Source organism: Streptomyces sp. NBC_00986, assembly GCF_045162565.1.
Lineage (GTDB): Bacteria > Actinomycetota > Actinomycetes > Streptomycetales > Streptomycetaceae > Streptomyces.
This window is the reverse complement of sequence record NZ_CP108733.1, coordinates 11,654,671-11,670,215: the sequence shown is the minus strand read 5'-3', so window position 1 is coordinate 11,670,215 and position 15,545 is coordinate 11,654,671. Positions and strand designations below refer to the sequence as shown.

The 15,545-nt window shown below is 72.3% G+C and carries 13 protein-coding genes; 2 read left to right on the top strand and 11 right to left on the bottom strand.

Features of this window, described 5'->3' with window-relative positions:
- Positions 1–14 precede the first annotated feature (14 nt).
- Complete coding sequence (locus OG504_RS52590) at positions 15–2,786, bottom strand: LuxR C-terminal-related transcriptional regulator (protein ID WP_405987779.1); 2,772 nt, start codon at positions 2,784–2,786, stop codon at positions 15–17.
- A 315-nt stretch (positions 2,787–3,101) separates the two neighbouring features.
- Here OG504_RS52590 and OG504_RS52585 point away from each other — a divergent pair, with 315 nt between their 5' ends.
- Positions 3,102–5,843 (top strand): AAA family ATPase, encoded by a 2,742-nt coding sequence (locus OG504_RS52585; RefSeq protein WP_405987780.1) that lies wholly within the window; start codon positions 3,102–3,104, stop codon positions 5,841–5,843.
- A 26-nt stretch (positions 5,844–5,869) separates the two neighbouring features.
- Positions 5,870–6,637, top strand: coding sequence for a thioesterase II family protein (locus OG504_RS52580; protein ID WP_405987781.1), 768 nt, complete (start codon positions 5,870–5,872; stop codon positions 6,635–6,637).
- A 10-nt stretch (positions 6,638–6,647) separates the two neighbouring features.
- Here the strand turns inward: OG504_RS52580 and OG504_RS52575 are convergent, their stop codons facing one another.
- From OG504_RS52575 to OG504_RS52530, 10 genes are all read right to left on the bottom strand, one after another.
- A complete protein-coding gene (locus OG504_RS52575) occupies positions 6,648–7,376 on the bottom strand; it encodes a 4'-phosphopantetheinyl transferase (protein WP_405987782.1) in 729 nt (242 codons plus the stop codon).
- Positions 7,373–8,200, bottom strand: coding sequence for a metallophosphoesterase family protein (locus OG504_RS52570; RefSeq protein WP_405987783.1), 828 nt, complete (start codon positions 8,198–8,200; stop codon positions 7,373–7,375). Before OG504_RS52570 ends, OG504_RS52575 begins: the two co-directional genes overlap by 4 nt.
- A gap of 230 nt (positions 8,201–8,430) precedes the next feature.
- Positions 8,431–8,985, bottom strand: a complete 555-nt coding sequence (locus tag OG504_RS52565) for a biotin carboxylase N-terminal domain-containing protein (RefSeq protein ID WP_405987784.1) — start codon at positions 8,983–8,985, stop codon at positions 8,431–8,433.
- A 13-nt stretch (positions 8,986–8,998) separates the two neighbouring features.
- On the bottom strand, positions 8,999–9,580 hold the full coding sequence (locus OG504_RS52560) for an NADPH-dependent FMN reductase (RefSeq protein WP_405987785.1): 582 nt from the start codon (positions 9,578–9,580) through the stop codon (positions 8,999–9,001).
- 5 nt (positions 9,581–9,585) lie between these two features.
- Complete coding sequence (locus OG504_RS52555) at positions 9,586–10,359, bottom strand: cyclase family protein (RefSeq protein WP_405987786.1); 774 nt, start codon at positions 10,357–10,359, stop codon at positions 9,586–9,588.
- A 5-nt stretch (positions 10,360–10,364) separates the two neighbouring features.
- A complete protein-coding gene (locus tag OG504_RS52550; RefSeq protein ID WP_405987787.1) occupies positions 10,365–11,639 on the bottom strand; it encodes an FAD-dependent monooxygenase in 1,275 nt (424 codons plus the stop codon).
- 11 nt (positions 11,640–11,650) lie between these two features.
- Positions 11,651–12,415, bottom strand: a complete 765-nt coding sequence (locus OG504_RS52545; protein ID WP_405987788.1) for an SDR family oxidoreductase — start codon at positions 12,413–12,415, stop codon at positions 11,651–11,653.
- A 55-nt stretch (positions 12,416–12,470) separates the two neighbouring features.
- Positions 12,471–12,737: an acyl carrier protein gene (locus tag OG504_RS52540; protein ID WP_405987789.1), complete on the bottom strand. Its 267-nt coding sequence runs from the start codon at positions 12,735–12,737 to the stop codon at positions 12,471–12,473.
- A 70-nt stretch (positions 12,738–12,807) separates the two neighbouring features.
- On the bottom strand, positions 12,808–14,073 hold the full coding sequence (locus tag OG504_RS52535) for a ketosynthase chain-length factor (protein ID WP_405987790.1): 1,266 nt from the start codon (positions 14,071–14,073) through the stop codon (positions 12,808–12,810).
- Complete coding sequence (locus tag OG504_RS52530) at positions 14,070–15,338, bottom strand: beta-ketoacyl-[acyl-carrier-protein] synthase family protein (protein ID WP_405987791.1); 1,269 nt, start codon at positions 15,336–15,338, stop codon at positions 14,070–14,072. The genes OG504_RS52535 and OG504_RS52530 overlap by 4 nt, the downstream gene beginning before the upstream one ends.
- Between the last annotated feature and the right edge of the window lie 207 nt (positions 15,339–15,545).

Sequence of the window (15,545 nt, the reverse complement as noted above, 5' to 3'; positions counted from 1 at the left end):
TATGTCCGGCCCGGTCAGGAGATCTCCGCCGCCTCCATGCGGAACTCGACGGGCAGTTGCTCCCGGCTGGTGATGTTCAGCTTCCGGTAGACCCGGGTCAGGTGCTGTTCCACCGTGCTGACGGTGACGAAGATCTTTGTGGCGATCTCCCGGTTGGAGTGCCCCGCGGCGGCCAGCATCGCCACCCGGCGCTCGGAATCGCTGAGTGCCGCGAACTGCCCCTCCCCCATGGGCCGTTTGTGCTTCTCGGGCCGGCCGGCGGAGTGGTAGGGCGTGAGGACCTGGACGAGTCCTTCGGCGTGGCAGCTGTCGGCGAGACGGCGAGCGCGGCGGGCGACGGTCCGGGCGTCGGCCTTGTTGCCCAACGACTGGAAGGTTTCACTCAGGTCGGCCAGGGCCCGGGCGCTTTCCAGACGGTCGTGTCCGGCCTGCAGCGCCTTGAGGGCGTCGCCGAGGATACCGGGCCGCTCACCGACGTCCCGTACGGCGGCCAGACAGCGCAGCACGATGCCCCGGCTGCGCGGCAGACCGGCGCCCAGCCTGCTCATTTGCTCCTCGACGAGCTGGGCGGCGTGATGGCGCTTGCCCAGGGCGAGCCACACCTCGGCGGCGCCGACCCGCCAGGGGGCGACGGAGGGGGAGTCCATGTTCCACTGGATCATGCGCTCCCCGCAGGCCATGAAGTCCGCAAGCGCCGCGTGCGGCCGGTCCATGGCCTGGTGGTGGCGGCCACGGGCGAAGAGGTAGTGGAGTCCGGCTCTGGTCTCCAGGACCTGCTGGCGGATGGGGCGGCTCAGGCACTCGGCCGCCGCCTCGTGGTTGCCTGCGGCGGTGTGGCCCTCGACCAGCATGGCCAGCAGCAGCGCCGAGCGGATGCTGCGTTCGTTGTCCGGCACGAACTTCAGAGCCTGCTGGGACTGTTCCAGCGCGATGTCGATCTGGCCGCGGCGCAGCGCGACCAGCGCGCGGAGCGCACCGAACAGGGCGTTCCAGGCGATGCCGTCGGCTCCGTGCAGTTCGCTCTGCAGCCGGTCGCACCAATCGGCGGCGGTGTCGAGCATGTCGGCGTAGACGAGCGAGAAGATCGCGGTGGCCGCGACCTCCAGCGAGCCCTGCGCCACCGTGCTGTCCTGCAGCACCTGTTCGGCGAGTGCGACGGTGTGCTCGCCGCCCGACTGGGTGACGACGGTGGACAGGCTCTGCACCGCGCGTAGCGAGGGCGGGGCGATCACCGGGGCGGTGGCGGCGCTACGGGCGGCTTCCGGCAGTAGCGCCTCCAGCCTGGTCAGCAGTCCCGGGTATCCGGCGGCGACCAGATGCCGGAGCTGGCGCCATTCCGTGCCGAGGCTGAATCCGTCGTCCCGGGCGGCCACCTCGGCGACGACGTCGAGCGCGTCGTCGAACTGCAGGTGCCACAGGAGCCCTTCGGCCAGCTTCAGGGCCTCCCGCTGCCCCACCTTCCCGGCGAGTGCGGGTGCCTTGAGCGCAAGGTGGCGGGGGCCGGAGGAGACCGGTTCCACCAGACGGTAGAGGGCCGCCACGCGCGCCTTGGTGGCATAGCGCCGGTCCTCGTCGGGGCAGCAGTCGACAGCGAAGTTGAGGTACTGGATGGCCGCGGAGATCTCCCCGTCGGCCAGCGCGTCCTGGGCTGCGCTGCACAGCACCGGCAGGACCCACTCGCGGGGCAGCGGCCCCGCGGCGGACAGCTGACTGATCACCGACCGGGACGGCTCGCCCTCCTCGTACAGCAGTTGGGCGGCGCGGTAACGCAGGTCGATGGCCTCGTCGGCGGGGATCTCCGCGATGACGGCGCTCTGGGTCTCCGGATGGCGGAACCCGCCTTCGGCGAGCACGCCGACCTCGACCAGGCGCTGTACGGTCCCCGCGGTGACTCCGGTGCCGAGTTCGGTCAGACGGCTGATGAGGCCGGTGTCGGGGGCCCGGTCCAGGATCGCGATCGCCCGGGCGACCCGGGTGGCGACGGGGCCCATCCGGTGCAGGCAGACCAGGACGGCCTGGCGGAAGGCGTCCACGCCCGAGGGTTCCCTGGACATCGGCAGGGTCTCCTCCAGCAGGGCGCAGGTCAGCAGCGGATTGCCGCCGCCGAGGTCGAGGCAGCGCCGCGCGAGGGTGTCGGCCTCGGCGGCGGACAGCCGGCTGCCGGTCATCCGCAGGATGTCTCGGTAAGTCAGCGGGCCGACCTGGATGCGCTGTACCCGAGGCCGGTAGATGAGGTCCTCCAGGATGCGTCGCGGTGGCGCCGCGAGCTGCGGCTCCCAGGTGAGCACCAGGGCGAACGGGATGCTCTGGACGCCGTACGCCAGCTGTTGCAGACAGCGCAGCGACTCGTCGTCGATGTACTGCGCGTCATCGATGGCGATCAGTACGGGACCGGCCGCGTTGAGATCGGCGACCGCCCGGTGGGTCTCCCGTGCGACGCGCAGCGGTCCGCGTGCCGGCCCGGCGGTGTCGACACCGAGTCCGGTGAACAGCTTGCCGAGTGCGGCGTACGGCAGGTCCTGTTCGTCCGGGGAGCCCGTGGCGCCCAGGACGGTGGTACCCGCTGCCGTGGCCCGTTCGACGATCTTCTGCAGCAGGGCGCTCTTCCCCATGGTCGCCGGGCCGCATATGACCGTGAAGCCGTTGGTTCCGGCGGCGACTTCGTCGAGCAGGGGATCCAACCCCGGCCCGTCGAGCGGCTCGTCTATGTGCGTGTACTGCTCCAACAACACCAACACACCCTCCGGATCCTGATTCCGCACTGTGCGGAACTCCCGTGCACGCATGACTGGATCGAGATGCATGTCCTTCGGGTGAACTGGACCGGGTTCCCCGAGATCCCTCCGTCCAGAACGCTACGACCGGTCTTTCCGACGGGCCAACCCCTGCCCGTACCCCAGCCGCCCCTAGGGGCGGCCGGGTGCAAGGGGTGAATACCGGCCACGCCACCGGACTCCTGCCGTCGTGGACCGCGGCCGACCTGGCGTGCGAACGGTTCTCAAGCCGTCTCCAAGCCAATAGGGGTCTCATGGTGGTGCCCCCCAGTCGGGGGCGGCACCACCCCGGACAGCACGCGAACCCGCGCATCGGCCGCGAAGGGAGTGCCGAGAGCCTTGCTGGCTGAACGAGCTGACACGTTGGAGCACCTGCAGGCTCTCCTGCTGGGGGCCACCGGGACGACGTCCCCACGCGCCCTGATCAGCGGACCCACCGCCATGGGCAAGACGTCCCTGCTGCACGCCCTGGCCCGGCGGGCGACGTCCTCGGGCCGTGTCGTCCTGCTGGCGGCGAGTACCCCGGCGGAGCAGGACGTGCCGTACGCGACGGTGCACAAGCTCCTGAAGTCCCGGTCCGTCGCCACGAGTCGGCGTCCGGTGCACCGGAGCTCCGCGGACGAGGCCGCGCAGGTGGCCGGTGACGCGCGGCGCACCGTCGCCGAGCTGGCCGGCCGCGGCCCCGTGCTGGTCGCGGTCGACGACCTCCAGTACACCGACACCGAGTCGCTGCGCTGGCTGCGGCAGCTGGTCCAGGAGGTGGCGCCGGGAGGGCTGGCACTGGCCGTCACCCTGGATCCGCAGCTCGACCGGCCGCCGTCCGGCGTGCTCCAGGACCTGCTGTACCACCCGCAGGTGCGGCGCGTGCATCTTGGGCCGCTCGGACCGCGCGGGGTACGGCAGTTGGTGCGTGAGCGGCTCGGGCCTGTTGCGGCGGACCGGCTCGCACTGCCGCTGCACGCGTGGACGGGCGGCAATCCCCTGCTGGTCCGGACCCTTCTCACCGACCACGCGGACGGCCGTCCCCAGCCGGCGGAGCGGACGGCGGGCGCCGCGTTCCGGCAGGCCGTGCTGGTGTGCCTGCACCGGTTGGGCGAGCCGGCCGTCCGGGTGGCGCGAGGCGTGGCCGTCCTGGAGGAGTCGGCCGACGTCCATCTGGTGGGCCGGCTGACCGGCATCGGCTCCGACCTGGCCCGGCGTGCCGTCGAGAAGCTCTCGGAAACCGGGATCCTGGACGGCACACGGTTCAGACACCCCGACGGCGGGGCGGTGGTGCTGGAGGCGGTCCCGGCGGGCGAAGCCGTTCGGCTGCGGGACCGGGCGGCCCGGCTGCTGCTCGACGACGGGGCCCCTTCGGAGGTCATCGCCCGGCAGCTGCTCGGGGCCGGCCCCGCCCCGGGGGACTGGACGGTGCCCGTCCTGCAGGACGCGGCTTTCCACGCCCTCACCGACGACCGGCCCGACTGCGCGATCGGCTATCTCAAGCGGGCCCTGGAGTGCGCGACCGACGACGGTGAACGCCACCTGATCAAGGCGAGATTGGCGTCCGTTCACTGGCTGCTTGCCCCTGGATCGGCGCGGGACCGTTTCTTCGCCCTGAAGGCGCCGATCCTGGAGGGGAGACTGGGCCGGGCACAGGCCCAGGTGGTCGCCGAGTCCCTGCTGTGGCAGTTCCAGTTCCACGACGCCGTCGAGGTGCTGGGCAAGCTGGCCGCCGACCGGGGCGACGCCACCCAGGCGGCCTGCGACGCGACTCTCATCCGCTCCCTCGTCGGCAACAACTTCCCCGGGCTGCTCCCCCGCATCGAGGAGTTCGCGACGCCGCCCACCAGCACCGGCGTGCCCGAGCCACCCGTGATCGCCACCCCCGAACTCCGCTCCGCACAGGCCCTGTCCGCCGTTCTCGGCCAGCGTGCCGACGAGCACACCGTCGCCCAGGCCCAGCAGGTGCTGCAGGACGTGAGCTTCTACCACAGCTCCTGCCGCGCCGTGACCTCTTCGGTGCTGAGCCTCGTCTACTCGGACCTGCTGGAGGATGCGGCGCACTGGTGCCGGCGTTTCCTGACCGAGGCGGACCGGCACCGTCTCGCGGCCTGGCAGGGCATCATCGGCAGCCTGGCCGCGCTCACCGAGCTGCGCCGTGGCCGGCTCGACGACGCCGCCACGTCCGCCGAGCGGGCCATGGACCTGCTCCGCGGAGAGACCTGGAACGAGAACTATGCGCTGGCGCTGGCCACCCGCGTCGAGGCCATGACGGCCATGGGCCGGTACCGGGCCGCGGCCGGGCTGCTGCCCCCGGCCGTGCCCCCGGGGCTCTTCGAGACCCGGGTCGGCCTGCACTACCTGCACGCGCGTGGCCGCCACCATCTGGCCGCCGATCGCTGCCATGCCGCCCTCGCCGACTTCTCGGCCTGCGGGGAGCTGATGGTGAAGTGGCACATCGACAACGCGGCACTGGTCCCCTGGCGGGCCGGTGCGGCCGAGGCCTGGCTGCGGATCGGAGAGCGCGGACGCGCGGCGGCGGTGCTGCACGAGCAGCGGCTGCCGCACACCGGGGGGCGCCACCGCACCCGGGGGATCGTTCTGCGGTCGCTGGCCGCCACCCGCACGGTCCGGGAGCGGCCCGCTCTGCTCGAGGAGGCGCTGCGGCTGCTGGAACGCGGTGGCGACCTCTACCACAGCGCCTGCGCCCTGGCCGAACTGAGCGAGGCCTATCAGTCGGTGGGCGACACCGTGCGGGCCCGCGCCGCCGCCCGCCGGGCGCGGCTGGCCGCCCAGGAGTGCCGGGCCGGCGAGGTGCTGCCACTGCTCTCCCCCGTGCCGCCTCTCAAGGAGCAGCGGACGCATCCGGACGACGACAGACTGGCCACGCTGAGCGAGTCGGAACGGCGCGTAGCCGTTCTGGCCGCCCAGGGGTTCACCAACCGTGAGGTGGCAGCCCGGCTGTACATCACGGTCAGCACGGTCGAACAGCACCTCACCCGGATCTACCGCAAGATGCAGATCCGAAACCGGGAGGAGCTGCCCATCGAACTGCGTCTCGCCGGTGACGTCGGCGAGGCCATATGAGCGCTTCGGCGCGGAAAAGGGACAGCATGCCCGCAACGTCCACGGAACTCGGCCCCTGGCTGCGCAGGTTCCATCCAGCGCCCGCAGCGCGTACCCGGCTCGTCTGCCTGCCGTACGCGGGCGGTTCGGCCTCCTACTACTTCCCCGTCTCCCGAGCGCTCGCGCCGTCGGTGGACGTCCTCGCGGTGCAGTACCCCGGCCGCCAGGACCGGCGCGGCGAGCCGTGCCTGGAGGACCTGCACGAGCTGGCGGACCTGCTGGCCGGGCAACTGCGCCCGCTGCTGGAGGCGGAACCGGACACGGGCTACGCCCTGTTCGGGCACAGTCTGGGCGCCACCCTCGCCTTCGAGGTCGCCGTACGGCTCCAGGAGGCGGGCCTGTCACCGTCGCTGCTGTGCGCCTCGGGGCGGCGCGCGCCGTCGCGGACGCGGAACGAGCACGTACACCTCCTCGACGACGAGGCGCTGGTCGCCGACATGAAGGTGCTCGGCGGCGACGGGGCGCAGCTCCTGGACGACGAGGAGCTGCGGGAACTGGTCCTGCCCTACGTCCGCAGCGACTACAAGGCGGCCGAGACCTACCGGTACCGTTCCCGCCCGCGCCTGGCCTGCCCGCTGCTGGTGCTGACCGGCGACGACGACCCCCGGGTGACGGCGGAGGAGGCCGACGCCTGGCGCGAGCACACCACGGGCGCCTTCGACCTTCGGGTCTTTCCCGGCGGGCACTTCTTCCTCAACTCCCATGTGCCCGCCGTACTGGACGAACTGGCCAGGCGGCTCGGGACGCGGGGCTGACGCACGGCCCTCAGCGGGGACCGGGCAGTGCCACGGCCGTGAGGATGAGGCCGGCCTCCACCGTCCAGGTCCCCTCCAGCGTCCGGATCCCGTGCCCGCGCCCCGCGGGCGGCGGGGCGAGCAGGCGGGCGGCGAAGCGGGGGGCGTTCAGGTCGATCACGATGTCGGCGTCCTCGAAGCCCAGGTTCTGCTCGGTGTAGGGGTTCCACGCCTTGTAGACGGCCTCCTTGGCGCAGAACAGCAGCCGATCCCAGCGCAGCCGGGGCCGGCTCGCCAGGGCGCCGCGGACGCGGGCCAGTTCGGCCGGCAGCGCGATCACTTCCAGTACGCCCTCCGGCAGCGGCGCGTGGGGTTCGGCATCGATGCCGAGCAGGGCGATGTCTTCGGTGCGGGCGACTGCGGCGGCCCGGTAACCGGTGCAGTGCGTGATGCTGCCGGTCGTCGACTCGGGCCACTTCGGAGGCCTGCCCAGGGAGCCCACCAGCGGCACCGGATCCCACCCCAGCCTGGCCAGCGCCCGGCGGGCGCACAGCCGGGCCGTGCTGAACTCGCGCACCCTGGACGGCACGGCGTCGCGGATCAGCAGTGCCTCCTGGCTGAACAGCGGAATGTCCGGCGGATCGTCGTAGGCCTCGGCGACGGCCACCGAATCGGGCAGGATCCGCTCCAGAAGGGCGGGCCTGCGGTCCGCCCCCGCGTGGCCGGCGGAGCACACCGGGATCATCTCGTGGGCGCTCACGGCAGGATCCTGCGCGGCACGGTGCGCGGGTGGCCCGCTCTGCGCCACTCACGGGGGTAGCCCACCGAGACCTCCTCGAAGCGCACCCCGTCGTGCCAGGTCGTACGGGGGATGTGCAGGTGGCCGTAGACCACTGCGGCGGCGCGGAACCTGCGGTGCCAGTTCGCGGTGCGTACCGTGCCGCACCACTGGGCGAATTCGGGGTGGAACAGGATCCGGGTCGGCTCCCGCACCAGCGGATAGTGGTTCACGAGCACGGTGGGGATGTCCGGGTCGATCGCTTCGAGACGCGCCGCGGTCTGCTCCAGCCGGTCGTTGCACCAGGCTTCCCGGCTCGGATGGGGGTCGGGGTGCAGGAGGAACTCGTCCGCGCACACCACGCCCTTGTCGTACGCCTGGGCCAGCGCCGCCTCCTTGTCGCTCGCGGTCGGCGTGCGAAAGGTGTAGTCGTACAGCAGGAACAACGGTGCGACGGTCACCGGGCCGCCCGGTCCCTCCCATACGGCGTAGGGGTCCTCGGGGGTGCGGACGCCAAGGTTTTTGCACAGGTCGACGAGGTGGCGGTAGCGCTCGACGCCGCGCAGCCGGACGGGATCCTCGCGGGGTGTCCACAGTTCGTGGTTGCCCGGCGCCCAGACCACTTCGGCGAAGCGGTCCTTCAGGAGCCGCAGGGCCCATGCGATGTCCTCGGTGAGCTCACCGACGTCGCCCGCGACGAGCAGCCAGTCCTCGTCACTGTCCGGCCTGAGTGCTTCGACGATCTCCCGGTTCTCCGGGTAGGCGACATGCAGGTCGCTGATGGCAAGAAGGCTTCCCCGTTTCATCGCCCGCCTCTCCTGTGCACCGCCGCAAAAGCCGAAGCCCCCGCCGACGCAGGGCCAGCGGGGGCCTTGGTGCCACCGATCGCCTCGTGGGGGTCCGGGCGTGCGGTGGATGCGGGCGCCGCCGGGGATCAGAAGCGGGCGCCCACCGCTGTGTTCCGCGTGCCCGGGCGGCATCGACCGGATGCGCGGATGGTGTCAGCGTGCCGTGTGCTCGGAGACGGCGCAGCCCCCTACCGCCTCCTACACCGGCTGCGGTCCCCCCACCCGCACGCGGGAACGCCGCAGGACGGGCCACTCGCCCGGGCGTGGTTCCCGGCGCACAGGATGCCGGGGTCCACCATCATGACCGGCGGCGGGCCCGGGCCGACGGCGGCCGGCAGCAGCGGCGCCAACTTCTCGCGTGCGGCGTTCGCCTGGGCAGGCGCCCAGGGGGGACGGCCGACGGGGACGACCACCGCGTGGTGGCGTGAGCCGGTGCATGTCTCGGGAACGGGTCCCGCCCATATCAGAAACCAGGACAGCACAGACCAGAAGAACTCCGTACTGGCCGCGAGCGGACCTCCGCCGGGGTGGACGGCGTCCACGCCGAAGCGGTCCGCCGCTTCGAGCAGTTCGGCCGGCCACTGGCAGTCGGCGACCCGGTACGTCTCGCCGGCCTCCCGCGCCGGACGGGCGCAATGGCGGCAGCCGCAGTGCGCGAACACCCCCGTGAGGCCTGCCGTTCGGCAGGTGGCCAGGAGTTCCGCGGCCCGTTCACCTCGGCCGGCGACGACGAGGACACGCATGACATCAGCCCAGTCAGCCCTGGTAGGGGTGGGATGTCCTGGCCTCGCGCAGGGCGTGCGCCCACCAGGCGAGCTGGTCGATCAGCTTCTTGGCGGCTGCCTCGGCCCCAGCCGCGTCGACCGGCCGCCCGTCGGCGTCGAACCGTTCCCAGACGTTGTGGAAGCTGACCCCGTCCCGCACGGTGGCGGCATGCAACTCGGCGAACACCAGGCGCAGTTGCTCGACCGCGCGCAGGCCGCCGGACATGCCGCCGTAGGAGACGAAGCCGACCGGCTTGGCCTGCCACTCGGTGCGGAAACGGTCGACGGCCGCCTTCAGCGGGGCGGGGAAGCTGTGGTTGTACTCGGGGGTCACCACCACGAACGCGTCGGCGGCGGCCAGGCGTTCGCCGAGTCCCTCTGCGTCGGGCCCGAGCACGGCGAGGTCGGCGACGTCGAGGTCGAGGCCCCCGTGCCGGGCGGCCTGGTCGGCGAACCAGTGGGCGACAGTACCGCCCAGACGGGCCTCGCGGGTGCTGCCGACGATCAGGACCGTCCGTGGCGGCGCGACGGGGGCGGGCTTGGTGGCCCGGGCGGAGGGAGCGGTCACCGTCATGGCGCTCACTCCTCCACCAGGGCCACGGCGCGGGCCCATCCGGCACCGGAACCGACCAGCTTCACCGGCAGGCAGGAGACGGTGAAGCCGAAGTCCCCCGGCAGCGCGTCCAGGTTGTGCAGCCGCTCGATCTGGCAGTACTCCCGGCGGCGCCCGGCGAAGTGCGCGGGCCACAGCACGGAGCGGTCCCCGGTCTCCTGGTAGCGGCGGATCATGTCGCCGAAGGGAGCATCGAGGCTGAAGGCGTCGGTCCCGATCACCTTGACGCCGAAGTCGAGCAGCATCTCGGTGGCGGCGCCGTCGAGGCCGGTGAAGTCGGTGAAGTACTCCTGCGTGCCGACGTAGTCGGAGGCCCCGGTGTTCAACAGCACGATGTCGTACGGCTCGGGGGTGCGGCCCACCCGGGCGAGTTCCTTCTCGATCACCTCGACGCCTGCGGCGCCGACCGGCTGGTCGCGCAGATCCAGCCGGATCGCGGGGCGGTGGAACCAGTCCAGCGGCATCTCGTGGATGTGGCGGGGGGTGCCGTAGGCGGCTGTCGTGCCGTAGTGGGACGGAGCGTCGACGTGGGTACCGGTGTGGCTGGTGAGGGTGAACGTGTCGAGCGAGAGCAGTTCAGCGCCGGGCAGCACGGACGGGTCGAAGTCGACGCCGAAGTGCTTGTGCATCTCCTCGCTCATGTGGCGCGCGCCCTCGGCGGGGGTGAGGATCTTGTGGATCACCGGATCGGGCTCCCACGCGGTGGCGTCCACGGGCGAGGACAGGTCGATGATGCGCATACGGGTCATCCCTTCGAGTGCGTCGGGTGCGGGAGGCGGGGCGCGGGAGCGGTGGTGAACAGGTCCGTGCGGACGTCCACGGGGGGATGACCGAAGGCCACCCGGCGGGTGATCTTCAGCCCGATGGGGCTGCGCCGGATCACCCCGGCAAGGCTGGAGCGAAGCAGGTCGGCGACTGGTCCACCGGCCCCGAACATGCCTTTCGCCTGCATCGCCTGCATCTTCATGACGGCGTCCACGGCCCGCATCCGGACGTCGATGAAGGGCGCGAACCGCTCGCGCGCGGTATCACCGGCCTGCAGCGCCTCCAGCAGTACGGGGTGCAACGCCGCCGCGTCCTGCAGGGCCAGGTTGATGCCCTGGGCGCCCAACGGGCTGTGGGTGTGGGCGCTGTCGCCGATGAGGACGAGCCCGTCGCGCACCCACTCGCGCGCCTTGCCGGCGAACACGTCGAGCAGGCTCAGGTCGGCGAGGGCACCGATGGAGTCCTCGATGAGGTCGGCGAACTGCGGCAGCGCAGCGGCCAGTTCGCGCTTGACCTCACCGATGCCCCGGGCCGCGACCTCGGGCCAGCCGCGGTGCGGAAGGGTCCAGCCGATCTGCAGCTTGCCGGGGTGGGAGTCGTGCACGAGGACGGGACGGTGGCCCGTGCGGTGCACCCGTACCCGGTGGGTCTGGCGGTCGGGCGCGTCGAGTTTGAACCAGAGCACGTCGTGCCGGAACGCCTCGATGCGGCCCGCTTCGATCCCGGCCAGCGCCCGGGTCTTGGAGAACCGGCCGTCGGCCGCGACGACCGCCTGGGCACGCACCGTGAGCTGACGGCCGCGTCCGCTCGCGACGGCACCGGTGACCTGGCCGTTCTCCTCGACGAGACCGCTGACGCGGTGCCCGTCGAAGTAGGCGAAGCCCGGCAGCTCATGACAGGCGTCGAGCAGCGCCTGCAGCAGGTGCGGCTGCGGTACGGCGAGCAGGTGGTCGTACGGTGCGGGCAGTGCCCGGTAGTCGATGTCGAGCAGCACCCGGTCGCGATCGACGAGCTGGAAGCCGTCGAGTTCGCAGGCGCCGGCGGCCCGGGCCTCGCCGAGGACCCCCAGTGTGTCGAGGATGTGCTGGCCGCCCGGCTGGAGGATCTCGCCGCGGAACTCGCGGCGCAGGTGGGTGGACTTCTCCAGGACGGCGACCCGCACGCCGGACCGCAGCAGCAGCAGAGCGAGCGCGAGCCCGGCGGGCCCGGCACCGACCACGCAGACATCCGTGCCGATCTCGTCAGTTGACGTCATGTCAGTCCCTCTCAGCCCGCGACCAGGCCGAGGCCGCCGTCGGCGGTCAGGACCTGTCCTTGCAGCCACGCCGCCTCGTTCGTGCACAGCAGCGCGACCACGTCCGCAAGGTCCTCCGGCGTGGTCAGCCGGCCGCCCGGGGTACGCCCGGCGATCGCCTTGGCCACCTCGGGCGGTACGGAACCGTCCCCTTTGTCGAGCTTGGCCGCGGAGACCGCGTTGACGGCGATGCCCCGGCCCGCGAGTTCCACGGCGAGATAGCGCACCAGGGCCTCCAGCGCCGCCTTGGCCACGCCCGCGCCCGCGTACCGCGGCACCACCTTGCGGGCGCCCTCACTCGATACGGCGATGATCCGGCCGGGACGGCCCGCCATCAGCTCCGCGATGGCGGGCGCCCCGGCGAGCAGCGGCCGTACGGCTACGGCGTGAGCCCGTTCGGCAGCCGTGAGATCGGCGCCCAGGGTGGGGCCCGGCCGGAAGTAGGAGGTGTTGTGGACGAAGATGTCGAGGCCGCCGAAGAGCCGCCGTGCCTCGGCCAGCAGGGCCTCCAGCTCCTCGGTGACATCGGCTCTGAAAGCGGTGACACGGCCGGGCAGGTGGGCCAGTGAGCGCATGGCCGCGGCCGCGTTCTCCTCATCGTGTGCGTAGCCGGCCAGCACGTCGGCGCCGCAGGCACTCAGTTTGCGGGCGACGGCGAGGCCGACGCCCCGGGTGGCCCCGGTCACCAGCGCGGTGCGGCCCCTGAGATCGGGGGCGGTGGGATGGTGCGTGATCACGGATCGACTCCTCCGGTAGTCCGCTGGTCCGCGGGGCTGCCGCGGGTGGCCGGGCTCAGGCCTTCTGCGCGGCGCCGAGCGCCTCGTTGACCAGGTCGAGGTACTGGCGGGGCGTCTCGGCCTCGGACACCGCCTCCTCGTCGAGCACCAGGGCGTGGTCGATCTCGATGCGCCCGGTGGTCTGCAGGATGGCGAGCGAGTCGTAGCCGAGCTCGGCGAACGGCACGTCCAGGACGTCTCCGGACAGGTCGACCGCCTCGGCCTCACCGGCGCACTCGCGCAGCAGGTCGGTCAGGTCTTGCAGCTGCATCTCGGCAGACATGGGTGCTCCCTCTTTTTTCGGCCTTCTGGCTTGCGGTGGCTTTCTGGTTGTCTGTGGGTTTCGCCGGGTGTCAGCGGACGGCGCGGACGACCACGGCGGCGTTGAAGCCGCCGCGTCCCCGGGCCAGGACGAGAGCGGTGCGCAGGGGAAGCCACCGCGGCCCGCCGGTCACCAGGTCGATCCGGCAGTCTCCGGCGGGCGCGGCGACGTTCACGGTCGGCGGGACCACCTGGTCGCGCAGCGACAGCAGCGCGGCGGCCAGGTCCAGGGACGCGCCGCCCGCCGAGAGCCGGCCGGTCATCGTCTTCGGCGCGGTGACCGGGACGGCGTACGGGCCGAACAGCTCCGCCAGCGCCTCGGCCTCCGCCTGGTCCGCGGCCCGCTCGCCGGCCGCGTCGGCGAACACGACGTCGACCTGGTCCGGCCTCACCCCGGCGTCGGCGAGGGCGAGCTCCGCGGCCCGGCCCAGGGCCGGTGTCCCGCCGGAACCGGGCGCCGGATCGAACGTGGCGGCGTACCCGGCGATCTCTCCGTACGCCCGGGCGCCGCGCTGCCGGGCGGCGCCCGCGTCCTCCAGGACGAGCAGGGCACCGCCCTCGCCGACCACCTCACCGTTCGCGTCCGCCGAGAACGGCAGGTAGGCGCGGGCCGGGTCCTGGCTGACGCTCAGGCGGCCGCCGGCGATGTGGGCGGTCCAGCCCCACGGGCAGATCGCGGAGTCGACGCCCCCGGTCACCACCACGCTCACCCCGCGGCGCAGCTGTCGGCGGGCCTGGGCGACGGCGTCGAGGCCGCCCGCCTGCTCGCTGACCAGGACGCCGCTGGGGCCGCGAAGCTTGTGCCGGATGGAGATCTGGCCGCTGTTGACGGCGTAGAACCAGGCGAAGGACTGGTACGCGCTGACGTGTTGGCCGCCCTTGCTCCACAGCGCCTGCAGCTCCCGCTGGCCGAACTCGAAGCCGCCGGCGGAGCTCGCGGTGATGACGCCCGCCCCGTACTCGGGCAGCCGCTCCGGGTCCAGGCCCGAGTCGTCGAGGGCCTCCTGCGCGGCGGCGAGGGAGAGCCGGGTCATCCGGTCGGTCTGCGGCAGCAGCCGACTGGGGATGTACTCCGCGTCGACGAAGCCGGGCACCTCGCCGGCGAGGTGAGCCGGGTAGCGGGCGGGATCGAAACGGGTGACCCGGCGGATGCCGCTCTCGCCGTGCAGCACGGCGTTCCACCACACACGGGCGGACAAGCCGTTGGGGGCGGCGACACCGATCCCGGTGACGACCGGTGCGCCGGCCGGTGCGGCCGGAGCCCGGCCCCGGCCGGTCTCGGGGGCGAGGGTGGTCATGCCGCCTCCCGTACGCCGGGGCCGGTCAGGACCATGGCGCTCTGGAAGCCGCCGAACCCGCTGCCGACGCTCAGCACCGTGTCGGTGCGGTGCTCGCGCGCGGTGAGAGGTGTGTAGTCCAGGTCGCAGGCGGGATCGGGCTCGTGCAGATTGGCGGTCGGCGGCACGGTGTTGTGCTCTATCGCCAGGGTGCTCGCGGCCACTTCCAGGGAGCCGATCGCACCGAGGGAGTGACCGATCATCGACTTTATGGAGCTGACCGGGATCCGGTAGGCGTGGTCACCGAGGCTGCGCTTGAAGGCAGTGGTTTCGTGACGGTCGTTCTGCTTGGTGCCGGAACCGTGGGCGTTGATGTAGTCCACGGCTGTGGGGTCCAGGCGCGCCTCGTCGAGTGCGACACGAATGGCCTCGGCCATCTCCTTGCCGTCCGCGCGCAGTCCGGTCATGTGGTAGGCGTTGCAGCGGCTGGCGAAGCCGGAGATCTCCGCGTACACGTGCGCGCCGCGGCGGCGGGCGTGGTCCATGTCCTCCAGGACCAGGACGGCGCTGCCCTCACCGAGCACAAAGCCGTTGCGGCTGCGGTCGAAGGGCCGGGAGGCGGTGGCCGCCTCGGCGTTGCGCGGCGAGGTGGCCTTGATGGCGTCGAAGCACGCCACGGAGATGGGCGAGATGGGTGCCTCGGTCGCGCCGGCGACCATCACGTCGGCGCTTCCTTCCCGGATCAGTTCGACCGCGTGGCCGATGGAGTCCAGGCCGGATGTGCAGCCTGTGGAGATCATGGACACCGGCCCCTGGGCTCCCGTGGCCCAGGCGACCTCGGCCGCCATGGAGCTGGGCACGAAGTAGTCGAAGAGGTGGTCGACGGCCAGGGTGTGGTCCACGTGCCAGCCGGAACCGCCCCGGCTCACCTCGTTGTACTGGAGGTCCAGGCCCATGGTGCAGCCGACTGCGCTGCCCAGCGCCACGCCGGTGCGCAGCGGGTCGAGGTCTCCGGTCATCCCGCTGTCGGCGACGGCCTCACGGGCGCTCACGACCGCGAACTGGGCGGCCCGGTCGAGCCGTTCGGCCTCCTCGGTGGTGAATCCGTGCTCGGTCGGGTCGAAGTCCACCTCGGCGGCGATCCTGGAGCGGAACTGCGAGGCGTCGAAGAGGCTGATGTTCCGTGTGGCGGTACGGCCTTCGGTGAGCATCTCCCAGAACGCCTTGGTGCCCACTGCCCCCGGGGCGACGACCCCGATTCCGGTGATGACGACACGACGGTTCATCGGTCGTCACCTGTTGCTGTCCCCATGGTCATCGGTGTCTCCTGCTGGTCCTGGCATACGGCTGTCATTCGAGGTTCCGGGTGCCGCCTCGAAAGGCACTTGAAGCCCACAGGACCCGGGCCGAGGTGTGATCCCGGCGGGCGGGGCGCCGAAGGGCACAGCAGGGCGCCGGGGCCGCCGCTGTCGCGGCCCCGGCGCCCTGTCCGC

Coding starts and splice junctions, on each gene's coding strand:
- OG504_RS52590 (WP_405987779.1), bottom strand. CDS start 2,786: ATGCGTGCACGGGAGTTCCGCACAGTGCGGAATCAGGATCCGGAGGGT.
- OG504_RS52580 (WP_405987781.1), top strand. CDS start 5,870: ATGCCCGCAACGTCCACGGAACTCGGCCCCTGGCTGCGCAGGTTCCAT.
- OG504_RS52570 (WP_405987783.1), bottom strand. CDS start 8,200: ATGAAACGGGGAAGCCTTCTTGCCATCAGCGACCTGCATGTCGCCTAC.
- OG504_RS52565 (WP_405987784.1), bottom strand. CDS start 8,985: ATGCGTGTCCTCGTCGTCGCCGGCCGAGGTGAACGGGCCGCGGAACTC.
- OG504_RS52560 (WP_405987785.1), bottom strand. CDS start 9,580: ATGACGGTGACCGCTCCCTCCGCCCGGGCCACCAAGCCCGCCCCCGTC.
- OG504_RS52555 (WP_405987786.1), bottom strand. CDS start 10,359: ATGCGCATCATCGACCTGTCCTCGCCCGTGGACGCCACCGCGTGGGAG.
- OG504_RS52550 (WP_405987787.1), bottom strand. CDS start 11,639: ATGACGTCAACTGACGAGATCGGCACGGATGTCTGCGTGGTCGGTGCC.
- OG504_RS52540 (WP_405987789.1), bottom strand. CDS start 12,737: ATGTCTGCCGAGATGCAGCTGCAAGACCTGACCGACCTGCTGCGCGAG.
- OG504_RS52535 (WP_405987790.1), bottom strand. CDS start 14,073: ATGACCACCCTCGCCCCCGAGACCGGCCGGGGCCGGGCTCCGGCCGCA.
- OG504_RS52530 (WP_405987791.1), bottom strand. CDS start 15,338: ATGAACCGTCGTGTCGTCATCACCGGAATCGGGGTCGTCGCCCCGGGG.